The sequence below is a fragment of the Rhodococcus sp. 06-156-4 genome, assembly GCF_002259345.1.
Classification (GTDB): Bacteria; Actinomycetota; Actinomycetes; order Mycobacteriales; family Mycobacteriaceae; genus Rhodococcoides; species Rhodococcoides fascians_E.
The window spans coordinates 378,606-397,351 of sequence record NZ_NPGB01000031.1 but is presented as its reverse complement, the minus strand read 5'-3'; the positions used below and the strand labels follow the sequence as shown (position 1 = coordinate 397,351).

Genomic DNA, 18,746 nt, shown 5'->3' with positions numbered 1-18,746 from the left:
TCCGGGCATATCCTTACCTTAGGTAATGAAATCGATGCCGATCACGGAGGGGAACTCGCGCATGACTTCCAGCACTGCCACAACCGCCACCGACCACGCATTACGACGCCGCTTCGCCGAACTCCATCGCACCGACGAGCAGTTCCGCTCGGCCGAACCCGATCACGGCGTCGCCGCGGCAGCCCTCGCGCTGAAGCCGAATCTGGCCGCAGTGGTCCAACAAGTCATGATCGGATACAGCGATCGACCAGCGCTCGGTCGGCGCGCCAGAACCATCGTCGACGGCGCGGCGTCCCTGCTCCCCTCCATCGACACGATCACCTACGCAGAGACATGGGACCGTGCAGGCGCAACGGCTGCCGCCCTCGTGCATGGCGAGAAACCGGTTCAGCCAGGTGATTTCGTCGCGACTCTCGGTTTCGCCAGTGTGGACTACGCGATCGTCGAGCTTGCCACCGTGCGGCTCGGCGCCGTCGCGGTGCCACTGCAGGCCGGTGCGAGCGCCGCGCAACTGATCGACATCGTCGCCGAGGTGGAGCCTGCCGTCATCGCAGCGGACAGCGAAAACCTCGCGGTGGCAATCGAGATCGCCCAGCAAAGCCCCTCGGTACACACCGTGATCGTTCTGGACCACGACGACCGTGTCGACGCCGACCGCGAGCGACTCACCGCCGCACGCGTGCTCGACGCCGTCTCACTCTCGACCCTCGCCGACGTGATCGAGCGAGGCCGAGCACAAGGGCCTTACCCACTCGTCGAATCCGACGATCCCGAGCGCCTCGCCACTCTGATCTACACCTCGGGCAGCACCGGAACGCCCAAGGGCGCGATCCACACCGAGGCCATCGTGACCGGCACATGGACGGGCGCCTGGCACAGCACGGGCTCGGAATCGGACTCCGACGCCGGTCCAGGATTTCCCGTGATCACCCTGGACTACCTGCCGATGAGCCACCTCGCCGGACGCGGTCTGGTGTTCTCCACCCTTGCTGCAGGTGGAACCGTCACCTTCGCGGGCTCGAGCGACCTGTCGACGCTGTTCGACGACTTCTCCCTGACACGGCCCACCCTGGCGCTTCTGGTCCCCCGGGTATGCGAGATGATTCGCCACACCGCGCTTGCGGAGATCGATCGCCGAGTCGACGCGGGCGCGGACCCGGCGACGGTCCGCGACGTCGTTCTGGGCGAATTCCGACGCGACACCTTCGGCGGCCGCGTGCTCGCCGCTGTCGTCGGCACTGCGCCCATCGCCACCGAGGTGAAGGACTTCGTCGCCGAGCTGCTCGACGCGCAAGTCCAGGACAACTACGGATCCACCGAAGCGGGAATGGTGTTGCACGACGGCGTCGTCCGTCGTCCGCCGGTCATCGACTACAAGCTCGACGACGTACCCGAGCTCGGATACTTCGTCACCGACACACCGCATCCTCGCGGCGAACTGCTGCTGAAGACCGAGTCCATCACGCCCGGTTACTACAAGCGTCCCGAGGTCACGGCCGAGATGTTCGACGCCGAGGGCTACTACCGCACAGGCGATGTCGTGGCTGAACTCGCGCCCGATCATCTCGCCTACGTGGACCGACGCAAGAACGTCCTCAAGCTCGCCCAGGGTGAATTCGTCGCACTTGCACGGCTCGAATCCGTCTTCGGTACCAGCGATCTGGTCGACCAGATCTTCGTCTACGGAAACAGTCAACGGTCCTACTTGCTCGCCGTGGTGGTACCCGCGCCCGGCGTCGACGACCCGGGATCCATCCTGGCGTCGCTTCAGACGATCGCGCGGGACGCAGGGTTGAACTCCTACGAGGTACCGCGCGAGGTGATCGTGGAGACCGAGTCGTTCACGCAGGACAACGGACTGTTGTCCGGTGCGGGAAAACAGTTGCGTCCCAAGCTCGTCGACCGATACGGCGCGACATTGGAAGCGCGCTACACCGAGCTGGAGGAATCGCAGTCCGGTCGACTTCGCGACCTGCGACGCCGCGGACCCGACGCGCCTGTGCTGGCGACCGTCGGCGATTCGGCGGTGGCACTGCTCGGCTGCGCGGGCACCGACGTGAGTCCCGACGTGCGCTTCGCCGATCTCGGGGGAGATTCTCTGTCCGCCTTGACCTTCTCGAACCTTTTGAGGGACATCTTCGACATCGAGGTCCCCGTCGGAGTGATCACCGGTCCCTCGACCGACCTGAGGGGAATCGCCGACTACATCTCCGCACGCCAGGACTCCGATACGGATGCGGTGACGTTCGATTCGGTGCACGGACGCGGTGCGACGGTGGTGAAGGCATCCGATCTGACCCTCGATGCGTTCCTGTCCACCGACGCACTGAAAGCTGCGCAGGACGCCGAGCGGCCGCGCCCGACGACGCGCACGGTCTTACTGACCGGGGCCAACGGTTACCTCGGCAGATTCCTGGCGCTGGAATGGTTGGAACGCATGGCGGATGTGGGCGGCACCGTCGTCTGCCTCGTCCGGGGCCGCGACGCCGCCGACGCACGCGCGCGCCTCGATGCAGCGTTCGACTCGGGCGATGCGGAACTGTCCGCCAGGTATCGAGCCCTCGCCGACTCGGCACTCGAGGTCGTCGCAGGCGACATCGGTGAAAGGCGGCTCGGACTCGACGAGAACACATGGAACTCGTTGGCCACGCGGGTCGATCGCATCGTGCACCCCGCCGCTCTGGTCAACCATGCACTCCCCTACCAGCACATGTTCGGCCCGAACGTTGTCGGTACGGCCGAGATAGTGCGACTGGCCACCCACCACCACCTCAAGCCTGTCACGTACCTGTCCACCGTGGCCGTTGCGGCGGGCGTCGACGAATTCGTCGAGAACGGCGACATTCGGGTGGAGAGCAGCTCGCGCAGCGTCGACGAGTCGTACGCCAACGGCTACGGCACCTCGAAGTGGGCAGGTGAGGTTCTTCTGCGCAATGCTTTCGACGATCTCGGACTTCCCGTGACGGTGTTCCGATCGGACATGATCCTCGCGCACAGTACGTGGTCCGGACAGTTGAACGTCCCCGACGTGTTCACCCGACTGGTGCTGTCGATCGCAGCGACGGGCATCGCACCGAACAGCTTCTACCGCAGCGACACCGGAGCGCCGCTCGACGACGCAGGCCGCCCCCGCGCGCACTACGACGGCCTTCCCGCCGACTTCAGTGCCGCCGCGATCACCGCACTGGGAGGTGACACCGTCGACGGATACACCACCTACGACGTACTCAATCCGCACGACGACGGCATCTCGCTCGACACGTTCGTCGACTGGATGATCGAGTCCGGCAGGAGCATCGAGCGTATCGAGGATTACGACGAGTGGTTTGCGAAGTTCTCCGCTGCCATCGACGAGTTGCCCGAACCGCAGAGGTCTCGATCACTGCTCCCCCTCCTGCACGCATACGCACACCCGGACGTCCCCGCAGCGGGGTCTCATCTCCCCGCCGACGTCTTCCGAGCCGCGGTCCGCGAAGAGTCCGACGACATCCCGCACCTGGATCGGGCGTTGATCGAGAAGTACCTCAGCGATCTCGAACAGTTGGGCCTTCTCGCCCCCGTGTGAGCTGTGGGTGAAGAGGCCTCACACCCGTTCGACACTTCACTGCCGGTCGGATTGCTCTCGGGATAGATCCGACGGAAAGAAGAAGCCCCTGATCCGCGATAACTCGCAGATCAGGGGCTCTCCTCTGTGCGCCCGAAGGGATTCGAACCCCTAACCTCTTGATCCGTAGTCAAGTGCTCTATCCGTTGAGCTACGGGCGCATGTTATTCAGTTGGTCTTGCTGGCCGGTAGAACTCTACCAACCGTGGCGGAGGCGAGAGGATTTGAACCTCCGGACCCGGTGAAGGGTCAAGTCATTAGCAGTGACTCCCATTCGGCCGCTCTGGCACGCCTCCTAGGCTGCCGGCCCTCTCGGACCGCCGAGGAAGAAGATTACACATGCCTACGCGGTTAACGCAAAACGGCTGGTCAGCGAAGGAATGAGTCGAACCAGTCGAAGATTCGGGTCTGCGCCTCGACGAGGGCAGCCGCCGTCGGATCCCCGTCCTCGGCGCTGCCGGGTGACGGCGGCGCGTCGGCGCGGTGACCGAGGCCGCCGTAGCTGACGACGTTGGTTGCCACGGACGCGTTCGTCGCCGCCTCCCGCAGGCTCTCGATGTGCTCGGGTGGGGTCTTGGGGTCGTTCTCGCCGTACAGGCCGAGCCACGGCGCCTGAAGCGACGGGGCGGCTTCGACGAGCGCGACGGCGTCGTCGTTCAACGGCTCGAGAATGCCGGCTGCCGCAACGCTGACGGCTGCCCCGATGGGACGGTTGGTCGCGACGATCAGGGCGGCGGTCCCGGCGTCGTCGAACCCGATGACGCCGACGCAGTCCGGATAGACGCCTCTGGTGGTGAGCCAGTCGAAGGTGGCGTCGAAGTCGGCGAAGAGGTTCTCACCGAATACTTCGTCGCCGTCGGTGTCGGCGTCGCGGTGGAAGAGGTCCGGCGCGACGGCCAACCAGCCCTCCAGCGCGAGGGCACGCAACAGGTCCAGCAGCGACGCGGGGATCTCGCGGGATTCGTGCAGGACGACGATGCCGCCGCGCACACTGCCTTCGGGCTCGATGGCGGTGAGGGGGACTTTCTGCTGCACCGCAGGTGGTTGCTCGGTGTCGGCTTCCACCACACCGGGGTCGACATCGATTCGGAGCACTGCCACATCCGTGAAGATTCCCGACATGAACCCAAACTAGTGCGCTCGTGCGGCGCTCGCATCAATACCGGCGGACACACAGAAAATGCACATGAACGCCGAGCGCATAATGTGAGCCGTGACTGCTCGCATACGCACCGACCTCGACGCCATCCCCGCCTACGTACCCGGCCGCAACTTCCCCGGGGCGATCAAGCTGGCCAGCAACGAGACCACTCAGGGGCCCCTGCCGAGCGTTCAGGCGAAGATCCTCGAAGCCGCAGCGGGTGTCAACCGCTACCCGGACATCCTGGCCACCGAACTGGTCGCAGCCCTCGCCTCGCAGTTGAAAGTCGCACCGGAGAACGTCGCGGCAGGCAACGGCTCCGTCGCACTGTGCCAGGAGGTCGTCCAGATCACCTGCGAACCGGGCGACGAAGTGGTGTTCGCGTGGCGTTCGTTCGAGGCGTACCCGATCATCACCCGCGTCGCTGGAGCGACACCCGTGCAGGTACCGCTCGACGAGAACCATGTCCACGACCTGGACGCGATGCTCGCGGCGATCACCGACCGCACCCGCGTGATGTTCGTCTGCAACCCCAACAACCCGAGCGGCACGGTGGTCCGTCGTTCGAAACTGGAGCACTTCCTCGACGCCGTGCCCGCGCACGTCCTGGTCGTGCTCGACGAGGCGTATTTCGAGTACGCCCGCGAGAACCCCGAAGGCGAATACACCGATGGAGTCGAATTGGCGCGCGGCCGTCGCAACGTGCTGGTTCTGCGCACGTTCTCCAAGGCCTACGGGCTCGCCGGGCTCCGCGTGGGCTATGCCGTCGGCGATCCCTCGATCATCACCGCCCTCGGCAAGGTGCGCATCGCGTTCGCCGTCAATTCCGTTGCACAGCAGGCGGCACTGGCATCACTGGCGGCCAAGGACGAGCTTCTGGCGCGCACCGACACTCTGGTCGCCGAACGCGAGCGGGTGCGAAACGCTCTGATCGAATTGGGTTACGACGTCGCTCGTTCCGACGCGAACTTCGTGTTCCTGCCGCTGGGTGACCGATCCGGCACCTTCGCGCAAGGGTCGGCCGAGGCCGGAGTCCTGTTGCGTGCCTACGGAAACGACGGCGTGCGGATCACCATCGGTGATCCGCACGAGAACGACGCTTTCCTGAAATACGCGGCGACCGCGGCTTTCTAGAGTCCCAGGGCCCGCTCGAGCGTCGGCCAGGACTCACGTAGGTCGTCCTGCCAGTAGACCCACTGGTGGATGCCGTAGGGGCGGTATACGACGGTCGCGTCGATGTCGAGCGAGCGCAGCCGGGTATCGAACAGAGTGGTGCAGTACAGCGCGGCAGCTTCGAGCGGACCGCCCTGTGCTGCCACCTCCAATCCGCTTCCACCGGGGCCGAGCTCGTAGGGACCGGGCAGCCCGGTGCCGACGGAGATGTAGACGTCCTTGCCGCGCAATGCTTCTGCGTTACGTGACGGATCGTGCTCGACCCAGCGGAGGTCGGCGTTTTCGCCCCACATGTTGGTTGCGTTGCCGCCGTTCATCGCGACGGTCGCACGAACGGCGTCCTTCAGGTTGTTCTGCGAGTTGTCGTAGCACCCGCTGAGCCCTGCGACGCCGGTGTAGAGATCCGGATGACGGGTGATGAGGTCCATCGCGGCCTGCGCGCCCATCGAGACACCGGCGATGGCGTTGGTGCCGTCACCGGAAAAACGCGCGTCGATCAGCGGCGGGAGCTCCTGCGTCAGGAACGTCTCCCACATGTTCACGCCGAGGATGGGGTCCGGAACGTTCCAGTCGGTGTAGTAGCTGCTCGAACCACCAACCGGGAGAACCACATTGGCGTTCTTGTTGGCGAAGAAGTCGACAATGTCGGTCTTCTGCGTCCACGTGCTCTCCGCGTAGTTGGATTCCTTGCCTGCGCTGACGCCGTCGAGCACGTACAGCGTGGGACGCGAGACGGCTTGGGCGGCAGGAAGCAGAACCTGAACTTGAACGATCTTGCCCATCGAGGGCGAATCCACGAAGACCGCGGCACGACGATCGGTCAACATCTCGACCTTGTCGATGCGAGCTGACTTGGCGGGGGAAGTCTGCGAGAACGGTGCCGGGGCCCCCTCGGAGCTACCGGTCCCGGGGAGCGGCTGGGCAGACACCACACCGGACCCGAGTATCGACAAGGCGATACCGGTTCCGAGCGCTGCCAGAACACGACGGTGCATTACTGATCCATCCTCCCCCGTTGCCCCGTCTCCGGCGCAACACGAACAACATCTGTTCCACAAGGTAACTCACCGGTAGGCAGCCGTGCCGCGAGCTGTGGTTCCGCTCACAATAGTCGTAAGGAGGGTCGTACAAAAGTTCTACGAGTTGTTTGGGACTCGTCCCAAAGGCCGCATGAGCAGGGCCGCAGCGAGGAAACACACGGCGCCTGCGAGTGTTCCAAGATTTGCCATCGACGCGTTCTCCGGATCCCCGGTCGCAGGTCTGACGAACGCCCCCACCGCCGAAATTCCGAACGCGATAGACCCGACCATGTTCAACCACGTGCTCCGCCAGTTGCGCGCATGCGGATCCCACAATTTGTCCGTTTCGGTGGTCGCCACGACCGCGAGCGCGCTCGCGACGAGAAATGCCGCCGAGCCGAACACGTCGGGACGCCACACCCACTTGTCGGCCTGAGCCGCCGTCAACCCGGCAACCAGTGCGACACCAGTGCTCACGTTGAACAGAACGGTACCCACGAACTGCACCGCAGCCGCCCACCAGTCGAAGTGCTCCACCTTCTCCGACTCCGAACCGGGTACCGGGCGCCCACTGAGCCTCAGTGCGATGAAACCCGACGCGGTGAAGAACAACGAACCCACGAAGTAGGTGACGTTGTCGACGTCGATTCCTACCCAGTGCCCATACGCAGGCACCGCGGCCAACCCGAACAGCAGCGAGCCGACGACGAATCCCCATGACTCTCGCCGCAGCCCCTGCACGTTCACCGGCCGATTGTCGCGGTCTCCGCCCGCGCCGTCCTCACCCGTCGGGGATGGTTATCCGCGACCCGTCTCGCCCTGCAGTTTGTCGATCATCTCCGACGCCTGCGCCTTGGTCAGATCAGCCGGCACTTCCTCGCCCGCTTCCTGCGCCAGCGTGTTCAAGTAGCTTTCCTGCGGCCCGGTGATCGGCTCGTCACCGGTCACCCACTGGTCGGGGTCCTTCTCGGGGTTCTGGTTGACCTGCTCGTTTTCGCTCATACGTTCGTATACGCACGATCGTCGGATCCCAAACTCATTCGCGCAGATGATTGACCGTTTGATCACCCCTGTCCGACGATTGAAACCCCCCTCAGCTCAGGAGCCACACCTATGACCGGCAAGACCTCCATGCTCGCCCGCCTCGGACTGGGCGGTATCGCCCTCGCTGCCACGATGGCCGTCAGCCCAGCCGTCGCATCCGCCGATCCCGTCGCAGACTTCCTCTGCAACTCCGGTTCGTCGCAGTTCTGCCCCGTGTTCGTACAGCCGGCTCCCGCGCCGCGTGTCGCTCCCGCACCTCCGCCTGCCCCCGCCCCCCAGGCCGCACCCCGGCCACAGTCCGCGTTCCAGTACAAGAACTGCACCGAGGCACGCGACGCAGGCGCCGCCCCCGTCTACCGCGACGAATACGGTTACGGCCCGCACCTCGACCGCGACAACGACGGCATCGGCTGCGAATAACCCCACGAGTTCGCACTTGTGCAGCTTTTAGGCTGCGTTTTGCCTGCACAAGTGCGAACTGGGTACCGTCGGTCGGTGAGACGACGGCAGCAACCCCCGTTGCCGAAAAGGCACGGCCTGGATCCAGCCCGGGTGCGGATGCCGGAAGACGGCCGCTGGGTGACCGTGCGTGAATTTCTCGTCGCAACCGAAGCGCGGATGTCACCGGACCGCATCGACGAGATGCTCGACGCCGATGCCGTCGTCGACATGCAGGGTCCTGTAAGCCGCGACGCCTCGTACGCCCCGGGCGAGGCCGTCTGGTTCCACCGCGATCTTCCGGTCGAATCCGTTGTCCCGTTCGACATCCCCATCGTCCATCGCGACGACACGATCCTGGTGATCGACAAACCCCACTTCCTGCCGACCATCCCGCGCGGCGGCCACATTCTGCAGACAGCATTGGTGCGGTTGCGCCAGGAATTGGCTCTGCCGCAACTGATTCCGGCGCACCGATTGGATCGCGTCACTGCAGGTCTCGTGCTGTTCGTGATCGATCCGAGCGCACGCGGCCCTTACCAGACTCTGTTCCAGGACCGAAAAGTCCGCAAGGTCTACGAGGCGGTGGCCGGTTACCTTCCGGCACTGCACTTTCCGCGTGAAGTATCGAGCCGCATCGTCAAGGAGAAGTACGACTTCGCCGCCCGAGAGGTCTCCGGCGAGCCCAACGCGCACACCACCATCGAACTCGTCGCCCACCGTGATGAACTGGGACACTACCGTCTTCACCCGACGACAGGACGTACCCATCAGCTACGGCTGCACATGAACTCGATGGGGATCCCCATCGTCGGCGACGATCTTTATCCGCGTCCCACCGACCGAGCCGTCGACGACTTCACCGAGCCATTGCAACTCCTGGCCTCGGAGATGGAGTTCACCGACCCGCTGACCGGAGAACGCAGGCAATTTCACTCAGCTCGACGCCTGGACCACGCGCTGACGTGACGACCGACAAATTCTCGCTGAAGGGGTGGCGGTACAGCTCAGTGTGGATCGACCACAACAGATGCGGGATGTCGGTCCGCGTCTCGATCGCCGCGTTGCAACTCGTCGCGCACCCGCTTCACCCGAATTCCCGAACCATATAAAGATCGGAAATCTTCAAGACCGACAACCCATCGGCTGAATCGCTGTGAGTTCTAGCTGGCGTCGGCGTGTTAGCCTGCTGGCGATATGGCGCTGGTTCGATCGCGCCGATGGATTCGCTGGGGGGCGAGAAGTGGGCGAACTGCTGGCAGTCGATCTCGAAGGGCTTCGAGCGCTCGGTAGAACACTCGCCGCTACGGCGAGTGCGATGAACGCAATCAGCGTCACGGCGACGGTCACGATGCCGGGTTCGCCGATCGCCCCGGCCTCGGAGCAGAGCACCAAGACCACGGCCGACGCGTACACCCGCATCGCCGGCAACGTCGCCGAGATGTCGGCAACGTGCCAGTACAACGCCACGACCTACGAGGGCGTCGACGAGGCGTTCAGTTCTCAGCTGACGCGCTACGACGCCGGGTCCGCGCGGTGACCACCATCGCGCACGTGCGGGGTTGCCAACCGAGCTCGATGCTCGACTACGCCACGTCCCTACTGGCGTCGAACAGTACGTTCACCGATCAGATCCTCCGGATGGATCGTGCGGTCGACGCAGCGATGAACACATGGCAGGGGGAGGCGGCAGCAGCCGCGTCGGCGCACAGTCTGTCGGAGAGCCTCGCCGCCTCGCACATCGACACGGCCGTCATCGCCATCGCCGAAGCGCACGCCTCCCACGGAGGAATACTCGACGGCATCCGCATGTCCCTGTTGGCCATCGTGGACCTCGAGGCACCCGGTGCCGGTATGACGGTGTTCGACGACGGCACCGTGACGGCCCCGACTGTTCCACTCGGTAGCGCTGTAGTTGTCTCGATGCTCCTGCAGAGCACACTGGACGCGCAGGCCGACGCCGTCGAGGTACGCATCAAGGCACTTCTCGTTCAGTTCCGAGAAGCCGAAATGCAAGCGGCGCAAGCAATTCGAGTAGCGCAAGAGCGTCTCGACGCGACCGGATCGCCCGGGGCTGCAGCCATCAGCCCGGTCGTATCGGACATCGTCAGCGGCAAGACCTCGCTGCCGTCGGACCCGGCGCAGTTGCACGAGTTGTGGTCCACGTTGTCCCCGGCCGACAAGGATGCGCTGTTCGCTCACGACAACTACATCGGCAACCGCGACGGCCTCCCCGTCGTCGATCGTGATCACTACAACCGAATCGAACTCGACGACGAGTTGACCCGCGCCGAGGCCTGCGATCCGACCGTGTCGAATCGGCTCGAGGACCTACAGGCCGTCCGGGACACCGTCGAGAAAGACCCCAACCGGATGCTGATGCTCCTCGATACTCGGTCGGGTGCGCAGACCCACGCGGCGGTGGCGGTCGGAAACCCGGACACCGCAGAGCACGTGTCCGTCACCACGCCGGGTTTGAATACCACCGTCGGCGGTGCCATCGGTGCCATGACCGACGAAGGCCAACAGATGAAGACGAACGCGGAGAAGCAACTCGACAACATACCGGGCCATGCGGGCGAAACGGTGTCGACCATCGCCTGGATCGGGTACGACGCACCACAACTCGACAAAGACAACTACTTCTCCGAGGAGAGCATTGCGGGGGCAATCCAGGTGGCGCAACCATGGAACGCGCAGGCAGCCGCGCCCGACCTGTCGCAGTTCTACGAGGGCATCGACGCGTCGAACCACGACGGCGACCCACATCTGACGGCTGTCGGGCATTCGTACGGGTCGTTCACCACCGGGCTCGCGCTCCAAGAGACTCCCGAGGGAATCGTCGACGATGTGATGGTCTACGGGTCCCCCGGCCTTGGTACCGGCCATGACTTCGTCGACAGCAGCCTCGACAAGCTCAACATCGCACCCGGGCACGCGTACGAGATGACCGCGCACGACGATCCCGTCGCGCACATGAACCGCTTCGGATGGAGTCCTGGTTACATGTCCGAATTCACCCACCTCGACACCGATGCGACGACCACCGCCGACGGAGTGGCGCGCCAAGGAGCGACAGGGCACAGCGAGTACCCGAGGTCGGGCGACAACGGCGAATTGCGTACCTCCGGTTACAACACCGCCGTTGTCATCGCCGGTCTGGCCGATGTGCCGGGCCAGCTCGTGACCGGTGACTCGGCAATGAAAACCGGAGGTATCGACATTCTCGACGGCCTGGTCGGCCTGACCCGATGATGCGCAAGAGACGAACGACCGGTACCCGATCACGACGGTGGATGACGGCATTGACCGTCGCCTCAGTCCTTACGTTGGCAGGATGTGGATCAGACGTGCTCGACAACCCGTACGAAAAATCCGACCCGGCCGTGACGACGGACTCAGCCGCAATCCTGGAGACGTTGCCGTCGCTCGAGGACACCGAAGTGCAGCTCGAGAGTGCCGTCGTGCAGATCGGAGCATTCGTGGACACCCTGGTGCCCGGCATGGGGTGGACCTGGATACGCGAGCGAAGTGTCGGCGGCTGCGGCCGGCCGTTCGATGGGACCGACGGTGACGATGTCCAACTGAAGAACTATGTGTCGGAGGGGCCGATCCCGGATGCGGTATGGCCGCAGGTGTTCGAGTTCGCCACACGTGTCGCCGCGGCTGCGGGCGCGACCAAGGTTCAGACATTCCACGACGATCCGGACAACCACGAAGTCCGCTTCTACAGCCCGGAACGAACGGCCATCTTCATCGGCAGCCGAGGTGCCGTAATTTCGGCGAGCACGGGATGTCGCCTGCCACAGGCGAAGATGTCGGGGGCGCAGGCTCCGGTCACGCCGACCCCGTGATCGTCTGCGCATCGAGGGAGTCCAGGTGACGATGTCGAGCAGTGAATTCGACGAGTTGGGCGCGAAAGTGCAACGCGCACAATCGGTTGCGCGCGAGATTCGTGGTGTCGGCAGGGTCGGTGATATCGCCGTCGAGGTCGACGCCGAGAACCGACTCGTCGCACTGCATCACCCAGATGCCGACCTAATCCTGGCTGCGTACCGAGCCGCGCTACTCGACAAGCAGCCACAGTTGGACAAGGCGATGCGGGATCTTCTCAGCGACCCCGATGCCCAGGCAATAGCCTCGTTCGTCGATAGCTACGCCGCCCGCACACAGGCTGAACCGGCGCAGACTCTCGAGGTCGACGACATGTACTTCCAAAGCATCCGACAGGATCCGCTCGGTCGGGATCGGTGAACGGCGACTTACTGCAAGCACTCAGCATTGGAACTCGTGACACACGCCGTCCGATCGCAAGGACCGTCGTACCAACGTAAGTACGAAGCAAGGTCCAGGCTAACTACACTCACCTCGTATCGGATGTCCCCAAGCGCCACTATATCCACGCCTTGTCGCAACGCTATGGCACGATCCGACTGAGGACGTGTCACATATGTGTCGTACCGGCGTACGGCTAAATGAGTCGATGCCGGGGGCGGTTAGTCGAAACCGCCCCTGACATGCTGCGGAAGCGGAGGGATTTGAACCCCCGGACGCTTTTGGACGTCTCTCGCTTTCAAGGCGAGTGCATTGGGCCGCTCTGCCACGCTTCCATCGTCTACTGACGAAAGACGATCCTAAACGGTTCTGCTGGCCCGGGGCCAATCACCCCCGGCTCGTCGGACTGCCCATCGCTGCGTCGACCTTTTCGAAGATGTCGCCGAGAACCGCGAGTTCACGGGCGGTCAACAGATCGACGAGATGCTTCCTGACGCTGGTGACATGAGTCGGTGCAGCTTCCTCCAACCGGCGGCGACCCATGGCGGTGATGACGGCAAGGACACCCCGCCCGTCGTCGACGCACGTGCTGCGTTCGACCATGCCGTCTGACTCCATGCGCCTGATCTGATGCGTCAGGCGAGACCTCGACGACAGGACACCGTCGGCGAGGTCGCTCATTCGTAGCGACCCATCGGATGATTCCGACAGCATGACGAGGATGCGATATTCCGCCATCGTCAGGTTGTGCGCGTCCTGCAAATCCTTGTTGAGTACCCCCTGCAATCGTTGGCCGCCGTCGATATAGGCGCGCCACGCTCTCATTTCCGCAGCATCTAACCACTGCGGGTCCCCCCCTGGACCAAAGGATCGTTCGGCCGTCACCCGACCATATTAGGCATCAGAGCTACCGATGAGTAGATCAGCTGTCCCTTCAGGTCATTCCGTGGGCCACGCTCCCGCTCGATGTCCGTTTCGGGCGGTCGGAATAGGCTCGGTGCATGTCCGAACCTCATATCGATCCCCCGTACGTCGCGGCTGCAGATCGCTACGACTCGATGCAGTATCGGCGAACCGGCACCAGCGGCCTGAAACTCCCGGCGATCTCGCTCGGCCTGTGGCACAACTTCGGCGACGACGCGCCGCTGCAGACCCAGCGCGCGGTTCTCCGTAGAGCATTCGACCTGGGGATCACCCACTTCGACCTCGCCAACAACTACGGACCTCCGTACGGCAGCGCCGAGAAGAACTTCGGACGCATTCTGCGCGAGGACTTCGCCGGCTACCGCGACGAACTGGTCATCTCCAGCAAGGCCGGGTGGGACATGTGGCCGGGGCCGTACGGCTTCGGCGGATCGCGGAAGTACCTCCTGTCGTCGCTGGACCAATCGCTGCACCGAATGGGCCTGGACTACGTCGACATCTTCTACAGCCACCGCCCCGACCACGAGACACCCCTCGAAGAGACGGCAGGGGCGTTGATCAGCGCAGTGCATCAGGGCAAAGCGCTGTACGTCGGGATCAGCTCCTACACACCCGAGAACACGACGAAGATGGCCGAACTCCTGTCCGCCGCCGGGGTGCCCCTACTGATCCACCAGCCGTCGTATTCCATGGTCAACAGGTGGATCGAGGACGGGCTGCTCGACGCCCTCGCGTCGATCGGCGCAGGCACCATCGCGTTCTCGCCCCTCGCGCAGGGCATGCTGACCGACAAGTATCTCGACGGAATCCCCGATGGCTCACGCGCAACGCAGGGCAAGTCGCTGAACCCCGACTGGTTCACCGACGACCACCTCGCCCACCTGCGCGGCCTGAACGACATCGCGTCCTCACGTGGCCAGACACTCGCGCAGCTCGCGCTGAGCTGGGCGCTGCGAGACCCTCGCGTGACGTCGGTACTCATCGGAGCATCGAGCGTCGAGCAGCTCGAGAACAACGTGGGTGCACTGGAGAACCTCGACTTCTCGGCGGACGAACTGAGCCGGATCGACGAGCACGCTCGGGACTTCGGCATCAATCTCTGGGATATCGGGTAAGGAGGCAGGCATGCATGCGATAACGCTGAAAGAGTTCGGGGCCCCCGACGTGATGCAGTGGACCGAAGTGGCGGACCCACGGCCCGAGCGCGGGCAGGTCATCGTCGACGTCGCAGCCACCGCGGTCAACCGCGCCGACCTGATGCAGCGCCAGGGCTTCTACCCGCCACCGCCCGGGGCGAGCGAAACGTTGGGACTCGAATGCTCGGGGATCATCTCCGAACTCGGTGAAGGAGTGCACGACTGGAAGGTCGGAGACAAAGTCTGCGCCCTCCTCGCCGGCGGCGGGTACGCCGAGCAGGTCGCCGTCCCGTCGACTCAGCTGTTTCCCATCCCAGGAAAGCTCGATCTCCATGCGGCAGCGGCACTTCCGGAAGTGGCGTCGACGGTCTGGTCCAATCTGGTGATGTTCGGCGGCCTCCGCTCCGGTCATGTGGTTCTCCTCCACGGCGGCGGAAGCGGCATCGGAACGCACGCTATCCAGGTCGCCAAAGCATTCGGCGCCACCGTCGCCGTGACGGCCGGATCGCGCGAGAAGCTCGACTTCTGCGCATCCCTCGGCGCGGACATCCTCATCGACTACAAGAACGAGGACTTCGTCGAGAAACTACCCGACGGAGCCGACCTGATTCTCGACAACATGGGCGCGAAGTACCTGGGGCGCAATGTAAATGCTCTTGCCAAGGACGGGAAGCTCATCACCATCGGGATGCAGGGCGGCCTGAAGGGTGAGCTCGACTTCGGTGCACTTCTGGCCAAGCGCGGCACCGTTCACGCCGCAGGTCTGCGTGGTCGACCGGAAACCGGAGCGTCGAGCAAGGCGGACATCGTCGCTGACATGACTGCACGGTTGTGGCCGCTGGTCGAGGAAGGCGCCGTCGCCCCGATCATTCACGCCGAACTACCGATAACCGATGCGGCAGAAGGCCATCGACTGCTCGACGCCGACGCGATCGGAAAGGTCGTCCTCCGCGTCTCGTGAGTGGAAATGTCGGCCGTGGGCCACTGGAGCGGAGCCAGCGGAGCGACCCGAGGACACATTTCCGCTCACATACGGAGCTTGGACAACGCTTTGGAAAGCTGATCGATCTCGTACCGCGTCGTGTACGGTGCGAGCCCGATCGTCACCGCACCACCCTCGTCGTTGACCCCCAGGGCATCCAGAAGCCTACTGCCGCTATGGATTCCACTGACGGTGCCGATGCGGTTCTGCGCGAGGTGCTCGGCGACCTTCTCGGCGGACGTGTCCGCGACGGTGAAACTCAACGTCGGGATACGGCTGGGAGCGTCGCCGAGCACCATGACGTGGTCCAGCTTCTCCAACGATCGCAACAGATAATCGAACAGCCGGTCGTGGTAGTCCTGCAACGACCCGATGGACAGCTGCAAACGCTCGCGACGGGTACCCGTCGCGGAGTCGTCGAGATTGGCCAGATAGTCCACCGACGAGACGACACCGGCGAGCAACGCGTACTGATGGCCCGACACCTCGAGCCGCTCGACGCCCTTCGCGAACGGATTGAGCGACATCGACGGAATTCGATCCAGCAGACCCGGATCACGGAAGACGAGCGCGCCCACCTGCGGACCACCCCACGCCGACGCCTGGACGGCGACGACGTCGGCACCCAGCTCCTCGATATCGACGTGCGCGTACGGGGCCGCGCCCGCGGCGTCCACGACGATCAGGCCGCCGACGGCATGAACACGATCGGCCGCGACACGCACGTTCGGGGCCGACCCGACGATGGGCGAGGCCGCGGTCATTGCCACCAGGCGAGTGGTCGTGGTGATGAGTTCTTCGAATTGCCAGCTGGGGAGTTCGCACGTGTCGATCTCGACCTCGGCCCACCGGACCTGAGCACCGTAGCGGTTGGCGATGCGCAGCCAGGGCGCGACGTTCGCTTCCTCGTCGAGGCGCGACAGCACAAGACCCGTTCCCAGCCCGAGACGCGACGACATGGACTCGGCGAGCCACGCGAGCATCGTCGCGCGATCAGGGCCGAGAACGACACCTGCGGGATCGCCGCCGACCAGATCCGCTATCGCCTGCCGCGCGGCGTCGAGCAAACCAGCGCTGCGACGAGACGACAGGTGACCCGAAGTGTGAGTTGGCGCACTTCCGCGAAACGCTGTGGACACGGCGGTCGACACACGGTCGGGGATCTGCATGCCGTTCTGCGGATCGAGGTGGATCCAGCCGTCGCCCAACGAGGGAATGGATCCCCTGACTCGTGCGACGTCGTACCCCATGCCGGACACTCTAAGCGCCGATTTCGTGAGCGTGTGTTCCACATCCCTTTTTCGGATCGACCGCCTGGCTGTCTTGCACGCTTGTCTTCCCTCCTCAACGACCCGAAACAACAATAATCGGCCCCGCTCATCGCGCAATCCCACCGAAACCGGAAGGATGGCGAACATGACGCACTCGGACTCGCACTCGAATCCAGAAGCCGGCGACCACGTCGTCGTGATCGGTCCAGACGGACAGCCTCTCGCACTCAGCCGGGAAGAGGCAACCGCCGCCGCGGCCCGCGCCGCAGGCACCGACAACGTGGAGAACGGCGAAACGCCCTTGTCGGACATGGTCGAGCAACCGGCGAAGGTCATGCGCATCGGCACGATGATCAAACAGCTCCTCGAAGAGGTGCGGGCAGCTCCTCTCGACGACGCCAGCCGCGCACGACTCAAAGGCATCCACCAGTCCTCGATCCGCGAACTCGAACAGGGCCTGGCCCCCGAACTCCGCGAGGAACTGGAACGCCTGGCCCTTCCCTTCGGCGAGGACGCCATCCCGTCGGACGCCGAACTGCGCATCGCGCAGGCCCAGCTGGTCGGCTGGCTGGAAGGGGTGTTCCACGGAATTCAAACCGCCCTGTTCGCCCAGCAAATGGCAGCACGCGCCCAACTCGAACAAATGCGCCAAGGCGCCCTGCCTCCCGGCGTCGCCATCAACCCCAGTGGCCCAGGCCACACCGGCGGCGGAACGGGCCAGTACCTGTAGCGCTGGGCAGGAGTGGAGCCTGGGGAATGACCCAGGGAGGCGGCGGGAGTGGAGCCTGCGGAATGACCCGGGGCTGGGCAGGAGTGGAGCCTGCGGAACGACCGTCGGGAGCGGGTAAGGTCGACCGTCGTGTCAGCTCCAGCGAAGGAACCCGAGAACGAGACAGGAGAGCGTGTGAGCCTCCCTGTTTCGGATTCGCAGACGTACAAGCGCGCATTCCGCGATCTGAAGACCGGGTTCAATCAGCGTGAGCTGTGGCTCCACCTCGGCTGGCAGGACATCAAGCAGCGATACCGACGCTCGGTCATCGGCCCGTTCTGGATCACCATCGCCACTGCAGTCCAGGCCACCGCCATGGGCCTGCTGTACTCGGTGCTGCTCGACATGGATCTGAAGACGTTCCTGCCGCACGTGGCCGTCGGTTTGATCATCTGGAACTTCATCAGTGCGGCGATCCTCGAGGGCGGCGATGTCTTCGTCGCCAACGAAGGCCTGATCAAGCAGTTGCCGTCGGCGCTGTCGGTGCACGTGTATCGGCTGGTGTGGCGTCAGATTCTGCTGTTCGCGCACAACCTGATCGTCTATGTGATCATCATCGCGATCTTCCGACCGACGTTCCACTGGACCGACCTCGCGGCGATCCCGGCCTTCGCGCTCATCGCCATCAATGCCGTCTGGGTGGCGATGCTGTTCGGCATCGTCGCAACGCGCTACCGCGACATTGCGCCGATTCTCGGGTCCATGGTCACGCTGCTGTTCTTCATGACACCGATCGTGTGGACGACGCAGGGGCTACTCAACCAGGGCGGACAGGCCGCCGAGCGCGCCCGCCTCGTCGAGATCAACCCGCTCTTTCACTACCTGGACATCCTCCGAGCCCCGATGATCGGTGAGCCCCAGGAGGCCTACCACTGGTACATCGTGATCGCCTGCACCATCGTCGGCTGGCTCCTGACCATTTTCGCTCTCAAGAAATTCCGGGCCCGAGTGCCCTACTGGGTTTAGGGGT

At 64.3% G+C, this 18,746-nt stretch carries 18 protein-coding genes and 3 tRNA genes; 12 read left to right on the top strand and 9 right to left on the bottom strand.

The features are described from left to right. The first annotated feature begins 25 nt into the window (after positions 1 to 25). Positions 26 to 3,565, top strand: coding sequence for a carboxylic acid reductase (gene car / locus CH290_RS24395; RefSeq protein WP_033189277.1), 3,540 nt, complete (start codon positions 26 to 28; stop codon positions 3,563 to 3,565). Positions 3,566 to 3,692: 127 nt separating this feature from the next. Here the strand turns inward: car and CH290_RS24390 are convergent. From CH290_RS24390 to CH290_RS24380, 3 genes are all read right to left on the bottom strand, one after another. Next, positions 3,693 to 3,765, bottom strand: a tRNA-Arg gene (locus CH290_RS24390). Positions 3,766 to 3,810: 45 nt separating this feature from the next. After that, positions 3,811 to 3,900: transfer RNA gene (locus CH290_RS24385), tRNA-Ser, on the bottom strand. Between the two features lie 73 nt (positions 3,901 to 3,973). Continuing rightward, positions 3,974 to 4,726, bottom strand: a complete 753-nt coding sequence (locus CH290_RS24380) for a dienelactone hydrolase family protein (RefSeq protein WP_033189323.1) — start codon at positions 4,724 to 4,726, stop codon at positions 3,974 to 3,976. A gap of 91 nt (positions 4,727 to 4,817) precedes the next feature. Between CH290_RS24380 and hisC the strand changes: the two genes are divergently transcribed. Continuing rightward, positions 4,818 to 5,879 (top strand): histidinol-phosphate transaminase, encoded by a 1,062-nt coding sequence (hisC, locus tag CH290_RS24375; protein WP_020111829.1) that lies wholly within the window; start codon positions 4,818 to 4,820, stop codon positions 5,877 to 5,879. Here hisC and CH290_RS24370 read toward each other — a convergent pair. The 3 genes from CH290_RS24370 to CH290_RS24360 form a co-directional block, all read right to left on the bottom strand. Beyond that, positions 5,876 to 6,913 (bottom strand): alpha/beta hydrolase, encoded by a 1,038-nt coding sequence (locus tag CH290_RS24370; RefSeq protein WP_033189324.1) that lies wholly within the window; start codon positions 6,911 to 6,913, stop codon positions 5,876 to 5,878. The two genes, hisC and CH290_RS24370, sit on opposite strands and share 4 nt — an antisense overlap. A 141-nt stretch (positions 6,914 to 7,054) precedes the next feature. Beyond that, on the bottom strand, positions 7,055 to 7,684 hold the full coding sequence (locus CH290_RS24365; protein WP_019667533.1) for a YrhK family protein: 630 nt from the start codon (positions 7,682 to 7,684) through the stop codon (positions 7,055 to 7,057). A 51-nt stretch (positions 7,685 to 7,735) separates the two neighbouring features. Next, a complete protein-coding gene (locus CH290_RS24360) occupies positions 7,736 to 7,939 on the bottom strand; it encodes a DUF3072 domain-containing protein (protein WP_033189325.1) in 204 nt (67 codons plus the stop codon). 111 nt (positions 7,940 to 8,050) lie between these two features. On the opposite strand from CH290_RS24360, the gene CH290_RS24355 reads away from it, so the two are divergent. The 6 genes from CH290_RS24355 (at position 8,051) to CH290_RS24330 (ending at position 12,673) form a co-directional block, all read left to right on the top strand. Next, the gene (locus CH290_RS24355) at positions 8,051 to 8,401 is read left to right on the top strand and encodes an excalibur calcium-binding domain-containing protein (protein WP_019667531.1); all 351 of its coding nucleotides are present in this window, start codon (positions 8,051 to 8,053) and stop codon (positions 8,399 to 8,401) included. Positions 8,402 to 8,476: 75 nt separating this feature from the next. After that, entirely contained in the window at positions 8,477 to 9,388 is a 912-nt protein-coding gene (locus CH290_RS24350; protein WP_196250053.1) for a pseudouridine synthase, read from the top strand. A gap of 274 nt (positions 9,389 to 9,662) precedes the next feature. Further along, a complete protein-coding gene (locus CH290_RS24345) occupies positions 9,663 to 9,959 on the top strand; it encodes a hypothetical protein (RefSeq protein WP_019667528.1) in 297 nt (98 codons plus the stop codon). After that, positions 9,956 to 11,674 carry an alpha/beta hydrolase gene (locus CH290_RS24340; protein ID WP_020111826.1) on the top strand — a complete coding sequence of 573 codons (1,719 nt, stop codon included), beginning with the start codon at positions 9,956 to 9,958 and terminating at the stop codon, positions 11,672 to 11,674. The genes CH290_RS24345 and CH290_RS24340 overlap by 4 nt, the downstream gene beginning before the upstream one ends. 95 nt (positions 11,675 to 11,769) lie before the next feature. Continuing rightward, positions 11,770 to 12,273, top strand: a complete 504-nt coding sequence (locus tag CH290_RS24335; RefSeq protein ID WP_230620985.1) for an LppA family lipoprotein — start codon at positions 11,770 to 11,772, stop codon at positions 12,271 to 12,273. Positions 12,274 to 12,304: 31 nt separating this feature from the next. Continuing rightward, positions 12,305 to 12,673 (top strand): hypothetical protein, encoded by a 369-nt coding sequence (locus tag CH290_RS24330; protein ID WP_020111824.1) that lies wholly within the window; start codon positions 12,305 to 12,307, stop codon positions 12,671 to 12,673. Between the two features lie 269 nt (positions 12,674 to 12,942). Here the strand turns inward: CH290_RS24330 and CH290_RS24325 are convergent. Together CH290_RS24325 and CH290_RS24320 are read right to left on the bottom strand one after the other, a co-directional pair. Continuing rightward, positions 12,943 to 13,029, bottom strand: a tRNA-Ser gene (locus tag CH290_RS24325). Between the two features lie 52 nt (positions 13,030 to 13,081). Next, complete coding sequence (locus CH290_RS24320; RefSeq protein WP_026348207.1) at positions 13,082 to 13,579, bottom strand: MarR family winged helix-turn-helix transcriptional regulator; 498 nt, start codon at positions 13,577 to 13,579, stop codon at positions 13,082 to 13,084. A gap of 116 nt (positions 13,580 to 13,695) precedes the next feature. On the opposite strand from CH290_RS24320, the gene mgrA reads away from it, so the two are divergent. Next, positions 13,696 to 14,733: an L-glyceraldehyde 3-phosphate reductase gene (gene mgrA, locus CH290_RS24315; RefSeq protein WP_019667523.1), complete on the top strand. Its 1,038-nt coding sequence runs from the start codon at positions 13,696 to 13,698 to the stop codon at positions 14,731 to 14,733. A gap of 10 nt (positions 14,734 to 14,743) precedes the next feature. Beyond that, entirely contained in the window at positions 14,744 to 15,715 is a 972-nt protein-coding gene (locus tag CH290_RS24310) for an NAD(P)H-quinone oxidoreductase (protein ID WP_020111823.1), read from the top strand. A 65-nt stretch (positions 15,716 to 15,780) separates the two neighbouring features. Here CH290_RS24310 and CH290_RS24305 read toward each other — a convergent pair whose 3' ends face one another. Next, positions 15,781 to 16,986 (bottom strand): cysteine desulfurase-like protein, encoded by a 1,206-nt coding sequence (locus tag CH290_RS24305; protein ID WP_019667521.1) that lies wholly within the window; start codon positions 16,984 to 16,986, stop codon positions 15,781 to 15,783. Positions 16,987 to 17,152: 166 nt separating this feature from the next. Between CH290_RS24305 and CH290_RS24300 the strand changes: the two genes are divergently transcribed. Both CH290_RS24300 and wzm read left to right on the top strand, forming a co-directional pair. Beyond that, positions 17,153 to 17,737, top strand: a complete 585-nt coding sequence (locus CH290_RS24300) for a bacterial proteasome activator family protein (RefSeq protein ID WP_026348206.1) — start codon at positions 17,153 to 17,155, stop codon at positions 17,735 to 17,737. A 129-nt stretch (positions 17,738 to 17,866) separates the two neighbouring features. Continuing rightward, complete coding sequence (gene wzm, locus CH290_RS24295) at positions 17,867 to 18,742, top strand: galactan export ABC transporter permease subunit Wzm/RfbD (RefSeq protein WP_020111822.1); 876 nt, start codon at positions 17,867 to 17,869, stop codon at positions 18,740 to 18,742. Positions 18,743 to 18,746: the final 4 nt, after the last annotated feature.